18 protein-coding genes and 1 tRNA gene are annotated in these 22366 nt (G+C 36.7%); 12 read left to right on the plus strand and 7 right to left on the minus strand.

All coding sequences use genetic code 11. The features are described from left to right. Window positions 1–3216 (plus strand): carbamoyl-phosphate synthase large subunit, encoded by a 3216-nt coding sequence (carB, locus tag AC5LXV_RS02885; RefSeq protein ID WP_493467336.1) that lies wholly within the window; start codon window positions 1–3, stop codon window positions 3214–3216. A gap of 58 nt (window positions 3217–3274) precedes the next feature. Here carB and AC5LXV_RS02890 read toward each other — a convergent pair whose 3' ends face one another. Beyond that, window positions 3275–3694, minus strand: coding sequence for a GFA family protein (locus AC5LXV_RS02890; protein WP_110434744.1), 420 nt, complete (start codon window positions 3692–3694; stop codon window positions 3275–3277). Between the two features lie 221 nt (window positions 3695–3915). Between AC5LXV_RS02890 and AC5LXV_RS02895 the strand changes: the two genes are divergently transcribed. Next, window positions 3916–3992, plus strand: a tRNA-Met gene (locus AC5LXV_RS02895). 43 nt (window positions 3993–4035) lie between these two features. Here AC5LXV_RS02895 and metF read toward each other — a convergent pair. Together metF and metE are read right to left on the minus strand one after the other, a co-directional pair. After that, on the minus strand, window positions 4036–4911 hold the full coding sequence (gene metF / locus AC5LXV_RS02900; protein ID WP_493467337.1) for a methylenetetrahydrofolate reductase [NAD(P)H]: 876 nt from the start codon (window positions 4909–4911) through the stop codon (window positions 4036–4038). A 109-nt stretch (window positions 4912–5020) separates the two neighbouring features. After that, on the minus strand, window positions 5021–7294 hold the full coding sequence (gene metE, locus AC5LXV_RS02905; RefSeq protein WP_493467338.1) for a 5-methyltetrahydropteroyltriglutamate--homocysteine S-methyltransferase: 2274 nt from the start codon (window positions 7292–7294) through the stop codon (window positions 5021–5023). Between the two features lie 211 nt (window positions 7295–7505). Here metE and AC5LXV_RS02910 point away from each other — a divergent pair, with 211 nt between their 5' ends. Then, complete coding sequence (locus AC5LXV_RS02910) at window positions 7506–7877, plus strand: hypothetical protein (RefSeq protein ID WP_110424498.1); 372 nt, start codon at window positions 7506–7508, stop codon at window positions 7875–7877. Window positions 7878–7935: 58 nt separating this feature from the next. On the opposite strand, the gene AC5LXV_RS02915 is transcribed toward AC5LXV_RS02910, so the two are convergent. Next, complete coding sequence (locus tag AC5LXV_RS02915) at window positions 7936–8487, minus strand: YagU family protein (protein ID WP_034882391.1); 552 nt, start codon at window positions 8485–8487, stop codon at window positions 7936–7938. A gap of 366 nt (window positions 8488–8853) precedes the next feature. Between AC5LXV_RS02915 and AC5LXV_RS02920 the strand changes: the two genes are divergently transcribed. From AC5LXV_RS02920 to AC5LXV_RS02945, 6 genes are all read left to right on the plus strand, one after another. Next, entirely contained in the window at window positions 8854–10206 is a 1353-nt protein-coding gene (locus tag AC5LXV_RS02920; protein ID WP_493467339.1) for an Nramp family divalent metal transporter, read from the plus strand. 268 nt (window positions 10207–10474) lie between these two features. Further along, entirely contained in the window at window positions 10475–12136 is a 1662-nt protein-coding gene (gene recN / locus AC5LXV_RS02925) for a DNA repair protein RecN (protein ID WP_493460519.1), read from the plus strand. 52 nt (window positions 12137–12188) lie between these two features. Then, complete coding sequence (gene coaBC, locus AC5LXV_RS02930) at window positions 12189–13415, plus strand: bifunctional phosphopantothenoylcysteine decarboxylase/phosphopantothenate--cysteine ligase CoaBC (protein WP_493445728.1); 1227 nt, start codon at window positions 12189–12191, stop codon at window positions 13413–13415. Continuing rightward, the gene (gene dut / locus AC5LXV_RS02935) at window positions 13399–13857 is read left to right on the plus strand and encodes a dUTP diphosphatase (RefSeq protein WP_110424494.1); all 459 of its coding nucleotides are present in this window, start codon (window positions 13399–13401) and stop codon (window positions 13855–13857) included. The genes coaBC and dut overlap by 17 nt, the downstream gene beginning before the upstream one ends. After that, complete coding sequence (slmA, locus tag AC5LXV_RS02940; RefSeq protein WP_110424493.1) at window positions 13854–14447, plus strand: nucleoid occlusion factor SlmA; 594 nt, start codon at window positions 13854–13856, stop codon at window positions 14445–14447. Before dut ends, slmA begins: the two co-directional genes overlap by 4 nt. 60 nt (window positions 14448–14507) lie before the next feature. Continuing rightward, on the plus strand, window positions 14508–15344 hold the full coding sequence (locus tag AC5LXV_RS02945) for a mechanosensitive ion channel domain-containing protein (protein WP_110434738.1): 837 nt from the start codon (window positions 14508–14510) through the stop codon (window positions 15342–15344). Between the two features lie 51 nt (window positions 15345–15395). On the opposite strand, the gene cysE is transcribed toward AC5LXV_RS02945, so the two are convergent. Together cysE and AC5LXV_RS02955 are read right to left on the minus strand one after the other, a co-directional pair. After that, window positions 15396–16157 carry a serine O-acetyltransferase gene (cysE, locus tag AC5LXV_RS02950; protein WP_110424618.1) on the minus strand — a complete coding sequence of 254 codons (762 nt, stop codon included), beginning with the start codon at window positions 16155–16157 and terminating at the stop codon, window positions 15396–15398. Between the two features lie 179 nt (window positions 16158–16336). Next, a complete protein-coding gene (locus AC5LXV_RS02955; RefSeq protein ID WP_110434737.1) occupies window positions 16337–17572 on the minus strand; it encodes an oligosaccharide MFS transporter in 1236 nt (411 codons plus the stop codon). 194 nt (window positions 17573–17766) lie between these two features. Between AC5LXV_RS02955 and AC5LXV_RS02960 the strand changes: the two genes are divergently transcribed. Next, entirely contained in the window at window positions 17767–18771 is a 1005-nt protein-coding gene (locus tag AC5LXV_RS02960) for a LacI family DNA-binding transcriptional regulator (RefSeq protein WP_493445731.1), read from the plus strand. A 35-nt stretch (window positions 18772–18806) separates the two neighbouring features. On the opposite strand, the gene AC5LXV_RS02965 is transcribed toward AC5LXV_RS02960, so the two are convergent. Continuing rightward, window positions 18807–20276, minus strand: coding sequence for a glycoside hydrolase family 32 protein (locus AC5LXV_RS02965; RefSeq protein WP_110434735.1), 1470 nt, complete (start codon window positions 20274–20276; stop codon window positions 18807–18809). Between the two features lie 283 nt (window positions 20277–20559). Between AC5LXV_RS02965 and AC5LXV_RS02970 the strand changes: the two genes are divergently transcribed. Further along, window positions 20560–21519: a PfkB family carbohydrate kinase gene (locus AC5LXV_RS02970; protein ID WP_110424488.1), complete on the plus strand. Its 960-nt coding sequence runs from the start codon at window positions 20560–20562 to the stop codon at window positions 21517–21519. 4 nt (window positions 21520–21523) lie between these two features. After that, entirely contained in the window at window positions 21524–22084 is a 561-nt protein-coding gene (locus AC5LXV_RS02975) for a sugar O-acetyltransferase (RefSeq protein WP_493467340.1), read from the plus strand. The last annotated feature ends 282 nt before the right edge of the window (window positions 22085–22366 follow it).

Consider the following 22366-nt stretch of genomic DNA (forward strand, 5'->3'; position numbering starts at 1 on the left):
ATGGCTAAGCGAACAGATATTAACAGTATTCTAATTATTGGCGCGGGTCCAATTGTTATTGGTCAAGCTTGTGAATTTGATTATTCAGGCGCTCAGGCATGTAAAGCTCTACGTGAAGAAGGATACCGAGTAATTTTAGTTAACTCCAATCCGGCAACCATTATGACCGATCCTGAAATGGCGGATGCCACCTATATTGAGCCAATTCATTGGACATGTGTGCGCAAAATTATTGAAAAAGAGCGACCCGATGCCATTTTACCAACAATGGGCGGACAAACGGCATTAAATTGCGCATTAGAACTTGAAAAACAGGGTGTATTAAAAGAGTTTAATGTTGAAATGATCGGCGCTACCGCAGATGCGATTGATAAAGCCGAAGATCGCAAACGTTTTGATCAGGCAATGAAAAAAATTGGGCTTGATACCGCCCGTTCAGGCATTGCTCACTCATTACCAGAGGCTTATGCGGTACTGGAACAAGTGGGCTTTCCTTGTATTATTCGTCCATCATTCACTATGGGCGGAACCGGCGGTGGCATCGCTTATAATCAAGAAGAGTTTGAAGAAATCTGTACTCGTGGACTTGATTTATCTCCAACCAATGAACTCCTGATCGACGAATCACTAATAGGCTGGAAAGAGTATGAAATGGAAGTTGTGCGCGATAAAAACGATAATTGCATTATTGTTTGTTCGATTGAAAACTTCGACGCAATGGGCATTCATACTGGTGATTCGATAACAGTTGCGCCGGCACAAACTTTGACAGATAAAGAGTATCAAATCATGCGTAATGCCTCTATTGCGGTATTGCGCGAAATTGGTGTTGAAACTGGCGGTTCAAACGTGCAATTTTCGGTTGATCCACAAACGGGACGATTAATTGTCATTGAGATGAATCCTCGGGTATCACGCTCTTCGGCGTTAGCCTCTAAAGCAACCGGCTTTCCTATTGCCAAGATTGCAGCTAAATTAGCGGTTGGCTATACACTTGATGAGCTTTGCAATGATATTACTGGTGGTAAAACGCCTGCTTCTTTCGAACCTTCTATTGATTATGTGGTGACTAAAATCCCACGGTTTAATTTTGAAAAATTTGCCGGTTGCAATGATCGCTTAACCACACAAATGAAATCAGTAGGCGAAGTGATGGCAATTGGCCGAACATTCCAAGAATCAATGCAAAAAGCACTTCGCGGTTTAGAAGTAGGGGCGTGCGGATTAGATGAAAAAATCGATGATGCTAGCGATGAAAAGAATCTTGCTAAAATTCGATACGAACTACAAGAGGCTGGTAGCGATCGCATTTGGTATATAGCCGATGCTTTTCGCGCTGGTTTTACCGTTAATGAAGTGTTTTTATTAACGCATATTGATCGCTGGTTCTTAGTGCAAATAGAAGAATTAGTGCAAATAGAAAACCGCTTAAAGCAACAAACTATTCATGATCTTGATCAAGAGACATTATGGCAACTTAAACGTAAAGGCTTTTCGGATCTGCGTATTGCTAAACTGCTTAATACTCAAGAACAAGCTGTGCGAGATCTGCGCGTACAATATGATATTCACCCAGTTTATAAACGTGTGGATACCTGTGCAGCCGAGTTTTCAACCGATACCGCCTATCTTTACTCAACCTATGAACAAGAGTGTGAGGCCAATCCACAATTTAATCGTAAAAAGATTATGATTTTAGGAGGAGGACCTAATCGTATTGGACAAGGGATTGAATTTGATTACTGCTGTGTACATGCTGCTTTAGCTTTACGCGAAGACGGCTTTGAAACCATTATGGTAAATTGCAATCCCGAAACGGTTTCAACCGATTATGATACTTCCGATAGACTCTATTTTGAGCCGGTTACCCTTGAAGATGTGCTTGAAATTGCCCACGTTGAAAAACCTGATGGCGTGATAGTGCAGTATGGTGGACAAACTCCGCTGAAATTGGCGCGAGCCCTTGAAGCTGCTGGAATTCCAATTATTGGTACTTCACCTGATGCCATAGATAGAGCTGAAGATCGCAAACGCTTTCAAGAAGTAGTCGATAAATTAAAATTAAAACAGCCTGTTAATGCCACCGTAATCGATATCGATGAAGCAGTAATCAAAGCAGAGCAAATCGGTTATCCACTTGTGGTGCGTCCATCTTATGTATTAGGCGGACGAGCAATGGAAATTGTCTACAATGAACAAGATTTACGACGCTACATTAAAACCGCAGTAAGTGAATCCAATAATGCGCCAGTACTGCTTGACCACTTTTTAGATGATGCAATCGAGGTGGATATTGATGTGATTGCCGATGGCGAGCAAATCGTTATTGGTGGCATTATGGAGCATATTGAACAAGCCGGTATCCACTCGGGTGATTCAGCTTGTTCACTGCCAACTCATACCTTAAGCCCTGAAATTTTAGCTGAACTGCGAAAACAAGCGAAACAATTGGCGTTTGAACTTAATGTAAAAGGTTTAATGAATGGGCAATTTGCAGTCAAAGATAATCAAGTTTATCTGATTGAAATTAATCCGCGTGCAGCGCGTACGGTGCCATTTGTCTCGAAAGCGACAGGCTTACCACTGGCTAAAATTGCGGCTCGCGTCATGACAGGGCGATTGCTTGCCAAGCAAAAGGTCACCCAAGAAGTGATTCCGCCTTATTACTCAGTTAAAGAAGTGGTATTACCATTTAATAAGTTTAGCGGTGTTGACCCAATTTTAGGGCCTGAAATGCGCTCAACCGGTGAAGTTATGGGAATTGGTAAAACGTTTGCCGAAGCTTTTGCTAAAGCACAACTTGGTAGTTTATCTAACATGAAAAAATCTGGTAAAGCATTACTTTCTATTCGTGAACAAGATAAACCACGTCTATTAGAAGTTGCTAAACGATTAATCGCTCATGGATTTACTATTGATGCCACCCTTGGTACAGCAAAAGCATTGCAACAAGCAGGAATTGCCTGCCAAATTGTCAAAAAAGAGAATGAAGGTCGGCCCAATATTCATGATCATATCAAAAATGGCGAGTACAGTTATATTCTTAACACGACCTCAGGGCGAGCTGCTATTGAAGCTTCTAAAATTCTGCGCCGTAGTGCTATCCAATATAAAGTCCATTACGATACCACTATGAATGCTGCTTATGCCACAACGTCGGCACTAGATTACGATCCTGCCAACAGTGTGGTGCCATTACAGGCACTTTATCAATAAGCAAAAAGACGAGCAATGCTCGTCTTTTTTATAAATATATCAAGTTATAATTTATTTTTTAAGCCTTTCCTGCCGCCATCGCTAAAATATCTGCTTCGGTTAATTTGTGAGTCGGATTAGCAAACGCGTAGCAAGTTGGTTTTTTATCAATAAAGACTTCAGCTGTGAATTTTAACTCTTTAATATCGTCAAAGATCCAAGCAGCAATATAGTAATTTTGCGTACCTTTTAAATGATAATAAAGATGAGAGCCACACTCTTTACAAAATGCTCTTTCCGCCCATTCTGATGAGTTAAAATGGGTAACGTTTTCTTGTCCTTCTATCGTTAAATCACCACTGTGCGCTAAGGTCATTAAAGGCCCAGCACTCCATTTACGACAAGTTTGGCAATGACATGCACTAAACTCCGTATTGGCAAATGGTACAGATAATTTAACTTTTCCACACAAACAAGCTCCATGATATTGAGTTGACATACTTATTTCCTTTTTTCTTATTAAAAATTTTATGTAATTGTAAAGATGTTAGCATAATGAATTATCAACGAAAATAAATTTTGTTATAAAAATATTGAGAAAAGCATACTAAATCGTATAAAAAGCGAGATTATTTGGTAAGGAATGCGTAAAAAAAGGGCGTTTAGACAAGAAAGGTATTGCTTTATTATTTAATTACTATATTATAGCAACCTCTTTGACGCGGGGTGGAGCAGCTTGGTAGCTCGTCGGGCTCATAACCCGAAGGTCGTTGGTTCAAATCCAGCCCCCGCAACCAATTCTACCAAACCTTTCTCATATTCTTACAAACAACGAAATAATTACGCTGATTTTGGCACCGCAAGCAGTGTTGATACCGCTTCGCTAATGCGTCTAGCAATGTAACTATTGTTCATTGTATATAAATGGATACCATCAACGTTTTGTGAGACTAAATCAACAATCTGATCAATAGCATAAGCTATACCAGCATCACGAAATGCATCTGGATGATGTTCATATTTTTCCATCATCTGTTTGAACTTTTTAGGTAAATTTACGCCACACATTGAAACCATGCGTTCAATTTGATTTTTATTAGTAACTGGCATAATACCTGCTTCAATTGGTACATTAATATCCATATCATGCGCTTTATCTAAAAAGGCATAAAAATAGTCATTATCAAAAAATAGTTGTGAAATTAACTGATCGGTACCGGCATTTACTTTCTCTTTTAGATGGATTAAATCTTGTTTAAGCGTCGTTGCTTCAAGATGCCCTTCTGGATAGCATGCGCCAATAACATTAAAATCACCATTTTCTTTAATAAAGGTGACTAATTCGCTAGCAAAGCGAAAATCATCTTTAGGTGTTACATTGGGACTGGTATCACCACGTAATGCTAATACGTTATCAATTCCAGCACATTTGAGGTCGTGAAGAATTTTTAGCATTTCGGCTTTGTCGAAGTTAATCCCCGGTAAATGGGCGACACTTTCAATACCATAAGTATGTTTAACTGCATGCGCAATATCAATCGTAGTTTGACCATTTAAACTACCACCAGCCCCATAAGTGACACTAATAAAGTCAGGTTTAAAATAACCTAATTCGCGTAAAGTGCTATAAATTGTCTCTAATGGTGACGTTTTTTTAGGTGGAAAAACCTCAAAGGAGAATACTGTTTTTTGGTTAAATAATAAATTTGTTTTCATTGGTACCATCCATTCTTGCTATCTTTTTTACTCTACTGACATTACCGCCGCCTATAAAGGCGGCGGTAATTAAGACAGACAAAGCTAATTAACTTTATAAAAAACAGTGTTAATTAAGAGTCTTTCTCACTTCTAAGGTTGCTTGAACTAGATGTTCTAAGCTTTCAACTACTTCTTTTTCACCGCGAGTTTTTAAACCACAATCTGGATTAATCCACAATTTTTGCTTATCAATTTTAGCCACTAATTTTTCAATGGTTGCTTTGATTTCCGCAACTGGTGGTACGCGTGGTGAGTGGATGTCATATACACCAGGCCCCACTTCTGTTTTAAAGTTATTTGCTTTAAGCACATCAATTAATTGTAGATTTGAGCGTGATGCTTCAAATGAAATAACATCAGCATCCATTGCATCGATATCTTTGATGATGTCAGCAAATTCGCTATAACACATATGAGTATGAATTTGGGTATCAGCTTGTACTTTGCTGTGAACTAATCTAAATGCCGGAATTGCCCAATCTAGATATTCACTATTCCAATCCGCTTTACGTAGTGGTAATTTTTCTTTTAATGCCGCTTCGTCAATTTGGATGACTTTAATGCCAGCCGCTTCAAGATCTAATACTTCATCACTGATCGCTAATCCAATTTGGAATACCGATTCTTTTTGTGAAATATCTTCACGAGGGAATGACCAGTTTAGGATAGTCACAGGGCCAGTTAACATGCCTTTAACAGGTTTATCAGTTAAACTTTGCGCATATTTTGAATATTCAACCGTAATTGGTTTAGAACGGGAAATATCACCCCAAACAATTGGTGGCTTAACGCAACGCGTACCATAAGATTGTACCCATGCTTTTTCAGTAAAGACAAAGCCATTTAAACTTTCACCGAAGTATTCCACCATGTCATTACGTTCAAATTCACCGTGAACTAATACATCAATACCGATCTCTTCTTGTAGTTTGATACATTCAGCAATTTTTTTCTTATTAAATTCAGTGTATTCATTTAGGCAAATTTCGCCTTTTTTGAATTTAGCACGATTTAAACGTACATCCGGCGTTTGTGGGAATGAACCAATAGTAGTAGTAGGTAATAATGGCAAATTAAAGGCTTTTTTCTGCGCAGCTTCACGTACTGAAAACTCAGGTAAACGAGTAAAATCAGACTCTTTCAGTGCCGCCACTTTTTGGCGAACCGCTTGGTTAGCCCCTTCACGTTCACGGGTAAACAGAGTTTGGTTAGCTTTGTAAGCCGCATTGTTATCAGGATTGGCTTCATTAAGTAATTGACCTAGTTCAGCAAGTTCTTGTAGTTTTTCTTGGGCGAAAGCAAAATAAGCACGTTGTTGAATAGTTAATTTCGTCTCATTTTGTAGCGTATAAGGTACATGCAATAATGAGCATGAAGTATTTACCACCACGTTTGCCGCTTTTTGTTTAATTTTAGCTAATAAAGTTAAGGTTTTTTTGTAATCATTTTTCCAAATATTTTTACCATTAACGACACCGGCAAATAAAACTTTATCAACAGGGAAGCCATTATTTTCAAGTAAGGTTAATGTTTGCTTACCTTCAACAAAATCCAGACCAATACCATCAAACGGTAATGCAACCAGTTCTTTATAGCAGTCACGCACATCACCAAAATAGGTTTGTAACACAACTTTAGTTTTACCTTTAACTGATAAGATAGCTTGATAGAGTTCGTTAAATAGTGCGATATCTTGTTGACTAAGATCCGTCACTAAAATTGGTTCATCAATTTGGATCCAGTCAGCACCAAGTGCAGTGAATTTTTCGATGATTTCTTGATAGGCTTTAATAATATCTGCCTTAAAATCAACCAGTTGTTTGCTGCCTAAATATTGGGCTAATTTGAAAAAGGTTAATGCCCCAATAATAACCGGTTTAGTTTGGATACCTAATGCTTTTGCTTCTTGATATTCATCAAAAGGTTTTGTACTGGCGATTTTAATTTGCAGTGAATCTTCAATTTCAGGCACTAAGTAGTGGTAATTGGTGTTAAACCATTTCTTCATTGCTAACGCACGCACATCACCTTTTTCACCTTGATAACCACGCGCCATTGCAAAATAGCGATCGAGTTCAGGTAAACCTAAATCTTGATAACGTTTGGGAATAACATTAAGTAAACATGCAGTATCAAGTACGGCATCATAAAATGAAAAATCATTTGATGAGATAAATGCGATTTTTTGCGAAGCTTGTTGTTGTAAATGTTCCGCACGTAGTGCTTTTGCTTCACTTAATAATTCAGCTTGGGTTTTATTACCTTTAAAATAAGCTTCGGTGGCAAATTTTAATTCACGAAGCTTCCCAACTCGAGGGTATCCGATAACAGCAGTATTCATTTTGTCTTCCTTTCATCACATTTGGTTAGTAATAGGAAAGATAACAAAAAAAAATGTTATTGAATAATTCTAGTTTTTTATTGGTTGGTATAGTTTTTATCTATAATAAAATCATCCACCATTTTCACTTAATCAAAAATTAACTATATTTGTTTAATAGCCATATATTAAGATAATAAGAAATTCTATAGCATGATGAGTAAAAGTTACTATGTGTATTATTCTTTATTTAATTTATTTTCTTGAACTTACTTTGATCTGTCCGTCATTAGGTAATGACCATATCGGTGTTATGACGACTCAGTCTATTTTGAACTTTTTTATTATGGTTTTTTTCTTGTTTAACTGCATTGTCAATATTCTGTATTGGCTATTTAAATCACATAAACATTGGTTTGATTATACTGCGGTTGGATTATTATTTGCGGTTATTATTTTTATCCCTGTGAATAATTTTATGGTGGAAAAGAAAAAGGAAGCTCGTCAATCAATTAGAGTTGAGCGACAACTTAGTGATATAAATGCAGATAGAGTGGTGAAGATTAACCTAAATATTTCACATAAGAAAATGATTAATAATTAATTTATCTTAACTTTAAACCCTCCTATCTTGATTGGGACAGAAGGGTAGTAAACAATATTTATTTTCGCCATTCACCATGAATCGGTCTAGAAAAGTGAGCGAGTACGGCAATCATACAGATCTCGATTGATACCCCCCAATAAATATGGCCTAAGATTTCACTCCATAACTCATAACCATTTAAATTCCACAACCAACCTATTGTTCCTTCAGGTGCATAAGCCGGATGACGGAAGCCTAACAATGGAATAAAAAAACCATGCATAACAACAGTAATAATTAGCCCATAAAAGGCTCCATACCAAAGTCGGATTTTATTCCAAAAATAAGCGATAAATACATAAACAAAAGCAAAAGCGAAACTGAATAACCAGTGATAAAGGGTGACCGCACCTAAAACGTTTGCACCTTGATAAATATAATCAAGAGAATGAGAATTAATACCTAACCAACCAAGCCAAGCATCAATATGTGCCGCTGGTGGCGAAATTTCACCGGGAACTCGAGGTGGCATATTAACTTCAGAGCCCCATTTGACTAATGAACTGATAAAACCACCAATAATTGTTGTCCAGATGATAATTTGACGATTTGTTTTATTTCCAAACATTGAAGTTATTCCTTACTATATTTAATAGAATTGAAATTAAATAGCCAATAATATAAATAAAATGTGTTCTATCTAAGTTCTACCTAAATTCGGTAGGACGTTTTATCGTATATTCGTTTAAAACAAAATTTGCTTGCTCAGTATTACTTTTGGGGTGGACTAATATAGCTTTAATCAGTCATAATGGTTAGATGCCGACATACCGATTTATAGACTAATTACGGTTAAATAATATACGCTTTTAAATCTAAATAATACACATTATCCCGATCATAATTTCTAAAAAAACTTAAAATGGTTAATTTAATTGATAATGATTCTCATTATCATATATAATGGCAATATATCAATTTTGAGGTTTTGATTATGTTGAAAATATCCACAGTAAGTTTAGAAGAGATCAATAATACTGTTCATATTCCCGATCCAAATGCGAGTTTTCTTCGAAAACTGTGGGCTTTTTCTGGTCCGGGGGCTTTAGTAGCGGTTGGTTATATGGATCCCGGTAATTGGATCACCTCAATTCAAGGCGGTGCGCTTTATAGTTATTTGTTGCTATCAGTGATATTAATTTCTAGCTTGATAGCCATGTTATTACAGGCCATGTGTGTCAAGATTGGCGTAGTTACCGGCATGGATCTTGCTCAAGCAACTAAATCGATGGTGGGTAGGAAGGTAGCATTTTGTTTATGGATATCAACTGAATTAGCGATTATTGCCACAGAAATTGCTGAGGTTATTGGTAGTGCCGTTGCCTTGAATCTTTTGTTTGATATTCCATTATTGATTGGTGTTTTATTAACGGTTTTTGACGTTGTTATTCTATTAATTTTAATGCGGTTTGGATTTAGGAAAATAGAAGCGATCGTCTTTTGTCTGATTGCGACAATATTTATTATCTTCACTTATGAAGTGTTAAGAGCTTCACCGGCATTGAGTGACATTATAAATGGCTTTATACCAAGGACGGACATTTTTACTGCTTCAATCAAAGGCCATGATTCAGCATTGGTTATTGCGCTAGGGATTGTTGGTGCAACTGTTATGCCACATAATTTATATCTACACTCTTCTATCGTTCAAACCAGAAAATATGACAGAAAGAATCGAACTAGTCTAAAAGATGCAATTAAATATGCCACCATTGATTCTAATATACAGTTATCCTTTTCGTTCATCATCAATTGCCTATTATTGATTCTTGGTGCCGCCCTTTTTTATGGCAATAATCCCGATGATCTTGGTCGATTTACACAGCTATATGATGCTTTGAAAGATCCAAATATGGTTGGGCCGGTAGCCAGTTCGATTATGGCAACATTATTTGCTGTGGCGCTACTGGCCTCAGGTCAGAACGCCACTATTACCGGCACATTAACCGGGCAAATCGTGATGGAAGGGTTTATTAATCTCTCTATTCCACTTTGGGCTAGACGAATGATTAGTCGAGGATTGGCGGTTACGCCAGTGATTTTATGTATCTATATCTGGGGAGATAAGGAAAATATTGTTGAGAATTTATTGATTTATACTCAAGTATTTTTAAGTATTGCCTTACCGATTTCAATGGTACCTTTAATTTTGGTTACTTCAAATAGAAAAATTATGAAGGAGTTTGTTAATAGTAAGTTAACGATTATTTTAGGCTGGATAGCTACTATTGCACTAGTGGTTTTAAATCTGCAATTGATCTATGAAGTTATTGCTTCATTATATTAGCTCTGTTTTAGGCCATTGAAATTTCTCCTTATCAATGGCTTTTTTGAATTTTTAGTGGCCGATAAATCTCTCACTATCACTTATTTACTTATTTATTTAAAAAAATGAATAAGCTTTAAAAGTATCTTAAACCCTATCAGCACAATAATTCTAGCAAATATCCTCGAATAAAATCGTCATTTTATTTAAAAAGCTGTGTTTATTTACAGTGTTATTATTGATATACTCGCATTAATTTTAATCAGTTGCATACACTTATTGAACTATTATGATAACTCAACTTACTATTAATAATTTTGCTATTGTCGATCAGTTGTTAGTTGATTTTACAACAGGAATGACGGCAATAACGGGGGAGACCGGCGCGGGTAAATCGATTGCGATCGATGCTTTAGGGCTTTGTTTAGGAAATCGTTCTGATGCTTCAGCCATTCGCAATGGCGCGGATCGGGTAGATATTTCTGCCAGTTTTGTTCTTGATGATACTCCGGCGGCACATTCGTGGTTAACCGAGAATCAACTTGATGAAGGTAATGAATGTATTTTAAGGCGAGTTATTAATCAAGATGGACGTTCTAAAGCATTTATTAATGGTCGCGCAGTGCCTATTTCGCAATTAAAAGATTTAGGGCAAATGTTAATTCAAATTCATGGACAACATGAACATCAACGTCTACTACGTAGTGATTATCAACAAATTTTACTTAATCACTATATGAATGAGCCGACATTATTGTCACAAATGCAACAAGCTTATAAGCAATGGAAATCTGCCGCCCAAGCTTATCAGCAATACCAAGCTTCCAAACAAGAGCGGGATGCACACCTACAGTTATTGCAATATCAATTAAAAGAGTTAAACGAATTTTCTCCTATTGACGGTGAATATCAACTGATTGATGAAGAATATAAAAAGTTGTCAAATAGTGAGCAGCTAATTAATCTTAGCCAACAATCTATCATGCTATTAGATGAAGCAGATGAATATAATGTTAATAATATGCTCAATAGTGTGAAGCAGAGTATCCATGAGTTAGTAACATTAGATCCGTCGCTAAATGATATTTTAACGATGTTAGAAGAAGCTGCTATTCAAATTAAAGAAGCTAGCTATGAATTACGTCATTATAGTGAAAGCTTAGAGCTTGATCCGGCAAGAGTAATGCAACTTGAACAACGGTTATCAAAACAAATTGCCTTAGCGCGTAAACATCATGTTTCTCCCGAGGCATTACCCGAGTTACATCAAAGTTTATTAAATGAATTTAAACAGATTAATCAACAAGATGAACAAGGTGAGCAATTACAAGAAGAGATCAAAAAGTATCAACAAATTGCCCTTAAACTTGCCACTAAATTACATCAAAAGCGATTAACAGTAAGTAAAACGTTAGCTAAAAAAGTCATGGCGATTATGCATGAATTATCCATGCCAAATGGTCAATTTAGTATAGATGTTGTATTTGATGAAAACCGATTGAGTGAAGATGGCGCAGACCAAGTCTGTTTTTTAGTGAGCACTAATGCCGGACAAGAGGCACAGCCTTTAGCAAAAGTAGCATCAGGTGGGGAATTATCACGTATTGCCCTTGCCATACAGGTTTTAACCGCACAAAAAATGGATACGCCAGCATTAATTTTTGATGAAATTGATGTCGGTATCAGCGGACCAACTGCCGCTAAAGTCGGACAGTTATTGAGGCAGCTTGGTGAGTCAACCCAAGTGATTACGGTTACCCATTTGCCGCAAGTTGCCGGTCAAGCCAATCAACACTATTTTGTCAGTAAGCAAACAACGGGTAAACAAACTTCGACAGATATGCAAAAATTAGATAAAAATGGGCGTATAAATGAGCTTGCACGATTGTTAGGTGGGGATAAAATTACCGATGCAACATTGGCCAATGCGAAAGAGTTACTTATTATCTAAATTAATTATGGTAATATAACGCTTTTAACAGAGATCGGAGAGTAACGAGATCATGAGTCTATCTGGTAAACATATCTTATTGGGGATAACAGGCGGCATTGCTGCTTATAAATGCCCTGATCTCGTTCGTCATTTAAAAAAAGCGGGCGCGCAGGTCCGTGTAGTAATGACTGAATCAGCGAGCCATTTTGTCACGCCAATGACACTGCAAGCGCTATCTGGTAATGCGGTATCACGTGATTTATTCGATCCTTCTGCCGAACTTTCGATGAGCCATATTGAATTAGCCAAATGGGCTGATTTACTATTAATCGCGCCGGCTACAGCCAATATTATTGCAAAAATGGCAAATGGTATTGCTGATGACCTTTTATCGACCATTTGCTTGGCAACACCAGCTAAGATCGTCATCGCGCCAGCTATGAATCAACAGATGTATAAAGCCGCGGCAACTCAACAGAATTTAGCGAGCTTAGCTTCACGTAATACCTTAATTTTAGGCCCCGATGATGGTTTCCAAGCTTGTGGAGATTTTGGTCCAGGGCGAATGGTTGAACCGGCAACCATCGTTGAACATGTCGAAAGCTATTTTCTCGCAACTGCAACACTTGTTGGAACCGAAATTACCATTACCGCAGGCCCAACCATTGAAGAGCTTGATCCGGTTCGTTATATCAGTAATTACAGTTCAGGTAAAATGGGGTATGCTATTGCACAAGCGGCGGCGGAAATGGGCGCAACAGTAAATTTAATTAGCGGTCCAGTTAATTTAGCAACTCCCAATAATGTTAATCGCATTAATGTAAAAAGTGCTAATGAGATGTGTGATGCGGCGTTAAAGCTTGCTACAAAATCGGCGATTTTTATCTCTTGCGCCGCTGTTGCTGATTATCGAGCAGAAACGATTGCTAAGCAAAAAATTAAAAAAACTGATGATAATAATGAACTTGTGATTAAATTGGTTAAAAATCCTGATATTGTAGCTAGTATTGCTGCGTTAAAAAAGGGGCGTCCGTTTGTTGTCGGTTTTGCAGCTGAAACCAACAATATTAAGGCTTATGCCCTTAAAAAATTAACTACTAAGAATTTAGATTTGATTTGTGCTAATGATGTGTCTGATAAGAGCATAGGCTTTAATTCTGATCAAAATGCATTAACCATTTATTGGCAAAATGGCGAACAAACGTTACCATTAAGCAGTAAACAACAATTAGCAAGAGAATTACTTCAAGCAGTTATAACACGATATAAAGCGAGTCATGATGAAAAGAAAAATTGATATTAAAGTATTAGATAAACGTTTAGGTAACGAGTTTCCACTGCCAAGTTATGCCACTGAAGGTTCTGCTGGTATTGATTTAAGAGCGATGTTTGATAAAACAACGGAAATCAAACCAGGTGAAACAATCTTAACTCCAACCGGCTTATCAATGTATATTGCTGATCCTAGCTTAGCGGCATTAGTGTTACCCCGTTCAGGACTGGGTTCAAAAAACGGTATTGTACTAGGTAATTTAGTTGGTTTAATTGATTCTGATTATCAAGGTCAATTATTTGTGCCGGTTTGGAATCGAAGCCAAACCCCATTTGTTATTGAACCGGGCGATAGAATTGCGCAATTAATTATTGTGCCAGTCGTGCAAGCTGAATTTAATATTGTTGATGATTTTGTTGAATCAACACGCGGTGAAGGTGGATTTGGGCATTCAGGTAAGAAATGATCGTGAGTAACAAAAATAAAAATCGTAAAGAAGATATACTCCAAGCATTAGCAACTATGCTTGAATCCAATGAAGGAACACAACGGATAACTACAGCTAAATTAGCAGCAACGGTTGGTGTTTCGGAAGCGGCATTGTATAGGCATTTTCCAAGTAAGACGAAAATGTTTGAAAGTTTAATTGTTTATATTGAGGATATTTTGCTTTCGCGTATTAATGTGATTATGCAAGATGAGCCTAAAACATTTACACGACTACAGCTTATTTTGGCTTTAATTCTTGGTTTTTCTGAAAAAAATCCAGGGTTGACGCGAATTATGACTGGGCATGCGTTGATGTTTGAGCAAGATCAATTACAAGAACGAATCAATCAATTATTTGAACGTATCGAAACGCAGATAAAACAAGTCATACGAGAAAGAAAGATTCGTGAAGGCGTGGCCTTTACCACCGATGAGCGTGTTTTATCTAGTCAGTTACTGGCTTTTTGCGAAGGGATGATGGCACGCTATTCTCGTTCTGGTTTTAAATATCTGCCAACAACCAATTTTGAAACCCGTTGGGCTTTATTAGCAAAACAGTTAGTTTAACCGATTTAATCGTAATTATTCACTTAACGATTTCTGTTATTTTTTACAGAGGATAATTTCATGAGTTTTGAAAATATAGCAAACCAGATTTGGTTATTTATTGAAAAATATGATGGCGTAGTAATTAGTTATATAGCTCATTTTTGTTTTGCCATTGTTATTTTTCTCATAGGTCGAACAATTGCTAGATTTGTTGCTCGTCAACTAAGAAGAATTTTAACTAATCGTCATGTCGATCCAACAGTAGTTAAATTTGTTAGTTCGCTATCTTATTACGCCATTATAGTTATGACATTAGTTGCCGTGCTAGGGCAACTTGGTGTGCAAACCGCTTCAATTGTTGCGGTAATCGGTGCGGCAGGCTTGGCGGTAGGTTTAGCTTTGCAAGGGTCGTTGTCGAATTTTGCTGCTGGTGTAATCTTAATTATTTTTCGTCCTTTTAAAGTCGGGGAAACCGTGGTTATTAATAACCAAAAAGGGGATATTGATTCAATTCAAATCTTTTCAACCACTATTGTCACCCCAACAAATGAAGTAGTCGTTATTCCAAATAGCCAAGTAGTTAGTGCCAATATTATTAATTATACTCGCTTACCGGAAAGACGTTTAGATCTAGTGGTTAATGTTGGTTACAATTCAGATATTCAACAGGTTTATCAAGTATTAAGAGCGGCGGTAAACAAAACTGATAATATTTTAACCAATAAGGCGCCAACTATTCGTTTGGATTTGTTGGATGCTTCATCCATGAATTTTAATGTCCTTGTTTGGACGTTAAATGCTAATTATGGATCAGTTAAAGCGGCATTACTTGAAAATATTAAAAATGGCCTAACTGAAAATGGTATTAATATTCCGTACCCAACTATGGATGTAAATCTTAATTCGCAATCGTAATTTACAATTATGGTATTCCGTTGCTTGTCAGCAACGGAATGGCCTTTGAAATTAGATATCTTGATCCATATTTAATGCTGGTTTATCACAATCAGGACAACCAACAACTTTAGCCGGCACACCCGCAACGGTGGTATGTTTAGGTACTGGCTCTAAAACCACTGAACCGGCACCAATTTTTGCACCTTTACCGATTTCAATATTTCCTAAAATAGTTGAGTGCGCACCAATCATTACACCTTCGCGAATTTTAGGGTGACGATCGCCATTTTCTTTTCCGGTACCACCCAGTGTCACTGATTGTAAAATAGAAACATCATTTTCAATAACGACGGTTTCACCAATGACAATCCCGGTTGCATGGTCAAACATTACTCCGCAGCCAATTCTTGCTGCTGGATGGATATCCACGCCAAATACAATGGCAATTTGGCTTTGTAAAAAGGTTGCCAGTGATTTACGGTTTTGTTGCCAAAGCCAATGTGCAATTCGATAAGCTTGTAGTGAAAGAAAACCTTTATAATAAAGCAGCGGTGTAGAGTAGTAATTGGTTGCCGGATCACGAATATAAACCGCAAGTATATCAGTAATCGCTGCAGAGATAATGTTGTTATCCGCCTGATAAGCTTGTCTAGCAATTTCACGAATTTCCATTGCCGGTACAACTTGCGTCGCTAGTTTGTTAGCGAGAATGTAACTTAATGCACTATCCAAATTTTCATGATTAAGTAAGGTTGCATGAAAATAACTTGCTAACATTGGCTCACTTTCAACGAGCTTGGACGCTTCTTGTCGGATGGTTTGCCATAACATTTCAGGTTTAACTACTTTTTTGCTCGTATTCACACCAAGTACCTATATCGATTTAAAGGTTAGTTTCAATAGTTTATATTGTTTCGCAAACCAAGAATAGAAGCAAGCTTTCTCTAGTGAGATTATAAAATGGGAGCAATGTGTTCCCATTTTTACAATATCACAAAATAAATGTGTGGTTATTTTTCTACTTTTTTCTTACTGTCACTTAACGTAAATGTTGCGATAAATAGAATGACAAATACGATTGCCGCAAGGATATAGAAAGTCGTTGAATATCCTGTTTTATCAAATAATTTACCGACTATCCATGATAATACTATCACCCCAACATTGGATGAAATATTGAATCCAACTAAATATAAGGTAGATGATAGTCGTGCATCAAAGTTAGCTACAGCATATTTAAATACCGCTAGAATAAACAATGGTGTTTCAATGGCGTGGAAAAGTTTAACCAATGAAATTAGATAAACATTATCCAATGTTGCTGATAATGAGATTCGGCAAACCATCACCAAAGCCGCGGCTAATAATGCCTTTTTAGCGCCAATTTTGTTAATAAAATAAGGGGCTAAAATCATACAAGCAGCTTCTAAAAAGACTTGGAAGGAGTTTAAATATCCATAAATTTGATATCCCTTGTCAGGTTTTTCAAAGAAGCTGGTATAAAAATTTGGGAATAGTTGCTGATCATAAATGGTATAAAAACTGTTAGTACCAATTATAAAAAAGACAAATAACCAAAACTTTTTCATACCAAATAGTGAGAAAATTTCATTCATGGTAGGGATAGTTGGCTTTTGTATTACTGCTTTATCGGTTGCCGAAAATTGTTGCGTAGGTTTGTAAATTAAATTGATAGTGAAATAGACAGCGGCAACGGCAGACGCCATCCAGAAGTTAATATGGGGGTTGATGCCAAATAGAATCCCGGCAACAAAAGTTGCTGCGGCATAACCAAATGATCCCCAGAATCTTGCTGGACCAAATTCAAAACCAAATAATCGACTAATACGCTCAATAAATGAATCAATCAAAGCACATCCAGAGATAAATCCTGCACTTAAAACCGGAGCGCCAATACAAACACCTAAAATAAAATCATTGCGCAATAAAGGTTCATATACATAGATTAAGAACGGCCCAATAAGTAGCATGATAATACTTTGGAAGGTAATTACCGCTTTGCCGATCTGTAATTTATCTTGGATAATGCCATAAAAAATCATAAAAAACATGGCAGCAGCAGAATTAGCTGAATAAACAATCCCTAATTGTTCTCCAGATAAACCAATTTCATTTTTAAGCCAAATGGCATAAAAAGACCACCATAGTGACCATGCTGCATAAAAGGTAACAAGATAACCTGACGAGAACCAATAATTGCTATTTTTAATCATATCTATTTTCATTTTTATTCTCTTTTCTGTGGAAGTTTAACGTTAACATGTTAATGTTAACATTATTGTCATAGTTGAAATAAAATAGAAACAATCAATTGTCATAAATGTTACTTTCCTCACACTTTTTATCATTTTTATTTGTGGTATCATCACACTAAGTGAAAATTAATTATTATTTTAGTGCTGAGTAAAAGGATTGAACTATGGCTTCACTAAAGGATGTTGCTAGATTGGCATCAGTTTCATTGATGACGGTTTCGCGGGCAATTAATAATCCTGAAAAATTAAATAAAGATACGTATAAGAAAGTGAAGAAAGCTATTGAGGAGCTTAATTATGTCCCTGATTTATCAGCACGCAAGATTCGTGGTGATAATTCTGGTCCATATGCTATTGGAGTGCTGGCATTAGAAACTGCAACGACGCCATTTTCCGTTGAATTACTTCAAGCAATAGAAAAAACCGCGCAACAACATGGTTGGAATACATTTATTGTCAATTTATTTGATGATAAAGATGCTGATCATGCGATTAATACTCTTTTATCTTATCGACCTAATGGTATCATCTATACCACAATGGGGTTAAGAAAGGTTCAGCTTCCCGATAAATTGCTAGGTAAAAATGTGGTATTAGCAAACTGCATTAGTGATTCAGAGCAACTGGCGTGTTACATTCCGGATGATTATGCCGGCCAATATCAAGCAATGCAAAATGTGATAAATAAGGGATACCAAAAACCTTTATGTATCTATTTATCAGAAAATACTTTAGCTGGAAAAATTAGGCGTAAAGCTGCTGAGCAAGCGTGGTTAGATGCTGGTAACGATTTAAATGATATGAAGAGTTATCATACTTCAATGTCACCTGAAAATCTTGCTTTAGAATATATGATGACGATAGAAATTTTGGCAAAGCATTGTATTAACAAACCTGATTTTGATGTATTAGTTTGTGGTAATGACCGAATTGCCTTTGTGGCTTATCAATTTTTACTTGGTAGAGGATTTCATATTCCCGAGGATGTGGCGGTGCTTGGCTATGACAATATGGTCGGTACCGGTGAACTTTTTTATCCTTCACTAACGACCGTGCAATTACCGCATTACGAGATTGGTGAAAAAGCCGCCTTGCATATCATCAACGGTGAAAATGACAAGACTATTACTCAAATACCATCACCCTATTTAGCAAGAGAATCTTTATAACTTAAAAACCACCATTTCTGGTGGTTTTTTATAAATTATTCATAAATTGATTTTAATTGCCAACTTGCCAATTTGCTTATTTGGGCTTGTCCATTTTCGGCAAATAAGTTAATTACTCTTTTTGCCGGTAATTTAGGGTAAATACGGCTTGAAAGGCTATATAAATCTTTATTTACAAAAACTTCGACTGATGAGGCATCTACAAAAATATGCAGTGACAGTTTCTTCGTTTTGGGTAAGGGTACACTTCGATAACCTTTTAAGTCGATTCCAGAAAGACTTCGATCAAGAATGATACGGTTAGCTTGACGGTCAATATACAGTAAAGTCGCTTGTTTACCATCTGGCGTGGCAGCTAGTTGTAAGCCAAAACGTTCGGCATTACTATTGGCTAAATCAATTTCAACATTAAGTTCACAACTGATTGACTCAATTTCGGTGTTTTTTAACTCACTATTTAATTCGATATTGGTCAGTGATTTAGGTTGGTTCCGAAGCGCAACAAGTTCTTTTATAGGGCGATTACGAACTCTATTTTGGCCATCTAGGATTAATTCGCGTGGTAAAGTAAATGCTCCCATCCATTTATCGTGTTTACTTGGCATTTTCGATTCCCACATATCCATCCAACCAAACATAATACGACGGCCATCAGCCGCAAGGAATGATTGCGGTGCATAAAAATCATGGCCATAATCCATCTCTTGGAATGATTTAATCACTGTGTATGGTTTACCTGGTTGCCAATCTCCGACAACATAGCCCGATTGGAATCGATTTCGATATTGATAACCTTTTGCCTGCATGCCTTGTGGTGAGAACATCAATATCCATTTATCGCCTAATGGAAAAAAGTCTGGGCATTCAAGCATATAAACATTTGGATCAATATCACTAATAAGTACCTGATCGAATTTCCAATCTTTTAAATCAGTTGAATGATAAAGTAACACTTGACCGACATCATTGGTTTCTCGTTGGCCAACTACCATCCACCACTTACCATTTTGTTGAAAAACTTTAGGATCACGAAAATGCATAATCCCTTCTTTAGGAGTAAGTACCGTGCCATGTTTTTTAAAATTAATACCGTCTTTACTAGTGGCAAGGCATTGGGTTTCTCGGATATGTTCGTCATTACCTTGACCATTTAACCAGATGTGGCCAGTGTAAATTAAGCTTAATTCGCCATTATTATCAACGGCTGAACCGGAAAAACAGCCGCTTTGGTCATAATCATGATCTGGGGCAATAGCAATTGGTAATCTTCGCCAAGTAATAAGATCATCACTTACTGCATGTCCCCAATGCATTGGTCCCCAATTTTCATTATAAGGATGGTGTTGGTAGAAGGCATGATATTGTCCGTTATAATAGACTAAACCATTTGGGTCATTCATCCAACCAGCTTGAGGTGCTAAATGGAAATGAGGATAATATTGTTTATTCATTTCTTCTTCTAATTTTTTTACCGCTTGGTTAGCTTTATCAATTGCGTTTGTCATAACATTCCCTTCTTTCATCATCAGTTAAGTTAATCTGGTTATATACTACATTAAATTATTTGTTAACGTTAACTTATAATGAAATAAACGTTAAAATATGTGATGATAGTCACATATTTTTAACGTTAACAATAAATTTTTTATAAATGATTTAGTTTATTGTTAATATTGATTATCAATATCTCAGCCAATTAGTGCTCTATGAGCTAATTTAATTAGTAATATGCTGAAACAATATGAATAATGTAATTCAACCCTATTCAACAATAATATGAGTGACAAAATGAAGAATACAAAAGTATGGTCTCTTGGTGATGCCGTTATTGATTTATTACCATTTGGTGAAATGAATTATCGAGCCTGTGCAGGTGGAGCCCCAGCAAATGTTGCTATCGGTATTGCTAAGTTAGGACTTCCTTCAGGTTTTATTGGTAGAGTGGGTAATGACCCATTTGGTCACTTTATGGAGAAGACTTTTTGTGAACATCATGTGGATTGCCAAAGTCTGGAAAAAGACGATGAACATAGAACAAGTACAGTTGTTGTTGATTTAGGTGAAAATGGTGAGCGAAGTTTTACCTTTCTTGTGTCACCTTCTGCCGATCAATTCCTATCTGAACAAGCAGTTCCTGAATTTAATCAAGATATTCTGCATTTTTGTTCTTTGGCATTAGTTGGACCAACATGTCGGCAAACGCTGAAAACCGCTATTGAACAACTGACTGCTAAAAATGGTTTGATTAGTTTTGATATCAATTTGCGTGAACAAATGTGGCAAGATAAAACTGAAATGCGCTCCGTTATCACCCAATTCTGCCATGATGCTGACATTCTTAAACTTTCAGACGAAGAGTTATTTTGGTTAACAGAAAATAATGATTTGCATATTGCCTTAAGAAAATTAGCGCAACATTATCCGGCACCATTAAAATTAATCACTAAAGGTAAAAATGGCAGTATTGTGTTATGGCAAGGTAAAACGTTTAATTTTGACTCATTTCATGTCAATAGCATTGATACCACTGGAGCCGGAGATGCATTTGTTGCCGGGTTGCTTAGCAGCATCGCCTCATCTGGTATGCCTGAAGATAAGTTAATGTTAGAAAGTATGATGACTATAGCCAGTGCCTGTGGTGCATTAGCAACCACCAAAAAAGGGGCATTAACAGCACTGCCAGACAGTGGGTTTTTACAATCATTCATTAGTGATAATCCCGCATTAGTCGCAAAACAGATGGGATAGTAATATGACTGAAAAAGAGAAAATGTTAAGCGGTTTACTTTATAACCCTGGTATTAATGAGCTTGAAAGCGAGCGACTTTATGCACAAGATCTCTGTTTTGCGCTAAATCAGCTACCTCCTTCCGCCGTAGATAAACGGCAACAACTTTTTAAAAAATTACTGGGTAAAACTACCCAGCAATTTACCATTATGCCCGGTTTTCAGTGTGATTATGGCTACAATATTGAAATTGGTGATGATTTTTTTGCTAATTTTAATTGTATTATCTTAGATGCGGCTAAAGTGACATTTGGTGATAATGTGCTTGTCGCGCCTAATTGTGGTTTTTATACCTCAGGTCATCCACTTGATAGCCAAACACGCAATAGTGGTTTAGAGTTTGCCAAACCAATAACAATCGGTAATAACGTTTGGATTGGTGGTAATGTTATTGTATTACCCGGGGTAACAATTGGTGATGATAGCGTTATTGCTGCTGGGAGCATTGTCGATCGTGACATACCTAGCAATGTTATCGCCATGGGTACCCCTTGCCGGGTATATAAAACATTAACAGAGCATTAACAGCACTATCTGATAGTGCATTTTGGTAAGCATTTATAAGCGATAATCCTGTTTTATACGCTTAACAAATGGCGTAATAAAATGACAGAAAGTGAGAAAATATTAGCAGGTTTATTGTAAGATCTTGGTCTCAATTTACGTGCTAATAAATAACTTAATGCGCAAGATATCTGTTTTCAGTTAAATCAACTTTTGTATAGCAAAAAGGCATAGTAATCCCTTTCATGTCAACTATTTAAAATTAAACTAGTTGACAATGCGTGGTTATGTATTATGATGCAC

Source organism: Gilliamella sp. LMG 34359 (assembly GCF_984569085.1).

What these genes read in the sequence shown, in the direction of transcription:
- carB (WP_493467336.1), top strand. Translation starts at nt 1, where the DNA reads ATGGCTAAGCGAACAGATATTAACAGTATTCTAATTATTGGCGCGGGT.
- AC5LXV_RS02890 (WP_110434744.1), bottom strand. Translation starts at nt 3,694, where the DNA reads ATGTCAACTCAATATCATGGAGCTTGTTTGTGTGGAAAAGTTAAATTA.
- metF (WP_493467337.1), bottom strand. Translation starts at nt 4,911, where the DNA reads ATGAAAACAAATTTATTATTTAACCAAAAAACAGTATTCTCCTTTGAG.
- metE (WP_493467338.1), bottom strand. Translation starts at nt 7,294, where the DNA reads ATGAATACTGCTGTTATCGGATACCCTCGAGTTGGGAAGCTTCGTGAA.
- AC5LXV_RS02910 (WP_110424498.1), top strand. Translation starts at nt 7,506, where the DNA reads ATGTGTATTATTCTTTATTTAATTTATTTTCTTGAACTTACTTTGATC.
- AC5LXV_RS02915 (WP_034882391.1), bottom strand. Translation starts at nt 8,487, where the DNA reads ATGTTTGGAAATAAAACAAATCGTCAAATTATCATCTGGACAACAATT.
- AC5LXV_RS02920 (WP_493467339.1), top strand. Translation starts at nt 8,854, where the DNA reads ATGTTGAAAATATCCACAGTAAGTTTAGAAGAGATCAATAATACTGTT.
- recN (WP_493460519.1), top strand. Translation starts at nt 10,475, where the DNA reads ATGATAACTCAACTTACTATTAATAATTTTGCTATTGTCGATCAGTTG.
- coaBC (WP_493445728.1), top strand. Translation starts at nt 12,189, where the DNA reads ATGAGTCTATCTGGTAAACATATCTTATTGGGGATAACAGGCGGCATT.
- dut (WP_110424494.1), top strand. Translation starts at nt 13,399, where the DNA reads ATGAAAAGAAAAATTGATATTAAAGTATTAGATAAACGTTTAGGTAAC.
- slmA (WP_110424493.1), top strand. Translation starts at nt 13,854, where the DNA reads ATGATCGTGAGTAACAAAAATAAAAATCGTAAAGAAGATATACTCCAA.
- AC5LXV_RS02945 (WP_110434738.1), top strand. Translation starts at nt 14,508, where the DNA reads ATGAGTTTTGAAAATATAGCAAACCAGATTTGGTTATTTATTGAAAAA.
- cysE (WP_110424618.1), bottom strand. Translation starts at nt 16,157, where the DNA reads ATGTTATGGCAAACCATCCGACAAGAAGCGTCCAAGCTCGTTGAAAGT.
- AC5LXV_RS02955 (WP_110434737.1), bottom strand. Translation starts at nt 17,572, where the DNA reads ATGAAAATAGATATGATTAAAAATAGCAATTATTGGTTCTCGTCAGGT.
- AC5LXV_RS02960 (WP_493445731.1), top strand. Translation starts at nt 17,767, where the DNA reads ATGGCTTCACTAAAGGATGTTGCTAGATTGGCATCAGTTTCATTGATG.
- AC5LXV_RS02965 (WP_110434735.1), bottom strand. Translation starts at nt 20,276, where the DNA reads ATGACAAACGCAATTGATAAAGCTAACCAAGCGGTAAAAAAATTAGAA.
- AC5LXV_RS02970 (WP_110424488.1), top strand. Translation starts at nt 20,560, where the DNA reads ATGAAGAATACAAAAGTATGGTCTCTTGGTGATGCCGTTATTGATTTA.
- AC5LXV_RS02975 (WP_493467340.1), top strand. Translation starts at nt 21,524, where the DNA reads ATGACTGAAAAAGAGAAAATGTTAAGCGGTTTACTTTATAACCCTGGT.